Origin of the sequence: Stenotrophomonas capsici, assembly GCF_034961085.1 — a bacterium.
GTDB classification, from domain to species: Bacteria; Pseudomonadota; Gammaproteobacteria; order Xanthomonadales; family Xanthomonadaceae; genus Stenotrophomonas; species Stenotrophomonas capsici.
The window spans coordinates 1-1,725 of record NZ_JAYFUH010000184.1; the positions used below are offsets into that span (position 1 = coordinate 1).

Consider the following 1,725-nt stretch of genomic DNA (forward strand, 5'->3'; position numbering starts at 1 on the left):
CATGAACAGCGCATACAAGCTGGTCATGGCCACGTAGCGCAGGGCCAGCATCGCCACCACCAAGACGCCCAAGCCCCACCGGGAGCCGGCCAGCACGCCGCCGTACAGCAACGCCGCCAGCAGCACGTACAGCACGCTGCGCCAGATGCCGGCGTGCATCAGCAGCTGTTCGGCGCTGCGGCGCTTGAGCAGCCACGCCGCGGCCACGGCGGCAAGCATGCCGATGCCGGCACCGGTTACCGAGATCAGCAGGCCGATATCGGTCAGGCTCCATTGCTGGTCGACCAGCAGCGGGTTGATCATCGCCATCGCCGGTGCCTCGACCAGTCGGTACAGCACGATCAGCAGCAGCGCCCAGCGCATCGACGGCCGGCGCAGGGCGCGCAGCACGCTCGGGCGCTGTTGCTCGGCCGGGCGCGGTTGCTCCTGCACCGCCTGCACGGCAAGCAGGGTCAGCGCGCTCATCGCCGCCAGGGTCAACAGCGCCACGTTCCAACCACGGGTTTCGTACAGCCACAGCACGCCGGCACCGCCGACCATGCTGCCCAGCGCCACGCCCACGCTCTGCGCCATGCTGCCCAGCCGGTGCTCGGCCGGTGCCAGCGCTTCGACGGTGTAGCCGTCGATGGCGATGTCCTGGGTGGCGGCGACGGTGGAAATCCACAGACCCACCGCGAGGAACACGCCCAGACCGTGGTCCAGCCCGGTCGCGGCCAGCGCCAGGATGCCGGCCAGCAACAGCAGCTGGGTCAACCACAGCCAGCTGCGGCGGCGTCCGAACCGTGGCAGGTGCCAGCGGTCGACCAAGGGCGCCCACAGGAACTTGAACGCCCACGGCAGGTACAGCAGCGACAACATGCCGATCCAGCGCAGGTCCACGCCCTGGCTGCGCAGGATGGCCGGCACCGCCACGTTGTAGAAGTACAGCGGCAGCGCATGCGCCATGTACAGCGCCACGATCACGGTCAACCCCAGCGGCGCGGCGGCCGGACGCTCAACGCGCATCGCCGGCCTCCCACTGGGTGGTGATCCATTGCAGGCCGGCGTGCTCGTCGGTGGTGACGAAGTAGGGCACGCCCCAGGCCGCGTGCAGGGCCGGGGTGTCCAGCCGCTGCTGGTCCTCGGCCGAGACGGCGATGCGCACCAGCCCGCGGCAATACCGGCGGAACGCGGCCTTGTGCTGCTTGTACCAGACCGCCTGGATGGCCCGGTAGTCGTCGCAGAAACTGGCGCCGGGCAGGGTGGCGGCGATGAAGAAGAACGGCGTTCCAGCAACGATCAGGCGTTCCACGCCGGCCAGCCAGCGGCGGATCTCGTCCGCATCCACCTGGCCATGGAACACGGCGCGTACCAGCACCGTCTCGTTGATCGTCAAACCCATCACTGCTGCCTGTTCAGGAAAGAATGCCCAGCGACAGGTGCCGGACCTTAAATGAGAATAGTTACCAATTCCATTGCAAGTTTAGGCGGGGCGACGGAAAATTTAGGCACGACCACATTCCCGGGATGCCCTGCATGCAGGTTTTCACCTGCGCCGAACTGATGACCGCCGCCCACGCGCTGGGTGGGCAGGTCGATTTCGATGCCGGCATGGCCGACGCCACGCCGGTGCTGGCCGGCTGGCAGCAGGTGCATGCGGTCGATGACGGGGTGGTGCTGTACCTGAGCCGCAGCCGCGACATGGTCGGCGGCAGCAGCCACAACCGGCTGGCGCCGGGCATCACC

3 protein-coding genes are annotated in these 1,725 nt (G+C 68.2%); 1 reads left to right on the forward strand and 2 read right to left on the reverse strand.

Annotated elements, in window-relative coordinates:
• Both VA603_RS11100 and VA603_RS11105 read right to left on the reverse strand, forming a co-directional pair.
• Nucleotides 1-1,005: MFS transporter (locus tag VA603_RS11100; protein WP_323438868.1), on the reverse strand; the 1,005-nt coding region annotated here is incomplete at its 3' end.
• Complete coding sequence (locus VA603_RS11105) at nucleotides 995-1,381, reverse strand: hypothetical protein (protein ID WP_323438869.1); 387 nt, start codon at nucleotides 1,379-1,381, stop codon at nucleotides 995-997. The genes VA603_RS11105 and VA603_RS11100, both read right to left, overlap by 11 nt.
• 134 nt (nucleotides 1,382-1,515) lie before the next feature.
• Between VA603_RS11105 and VA603_RS11110 the strand changes: the two genes are divergently transcribed.
• Nucleotides 1,516-1,725: hypothetical protein (locus VA603_RS11110; RefSeq protein ID WP_323438870.1), on the forward strand; the 210-nt coding region annotated here is incomplete at its 3' end.

Excerpts from the sequence above, each read along its gene's own strand:
- VA603_RS11105 (WP_323438869.1), bottom strand. The coding sequence starts at position 1,381 with ATGGGTTTGACGATCAACGAGACGGTGCTGGTACGCGCCGTGTTCCAT.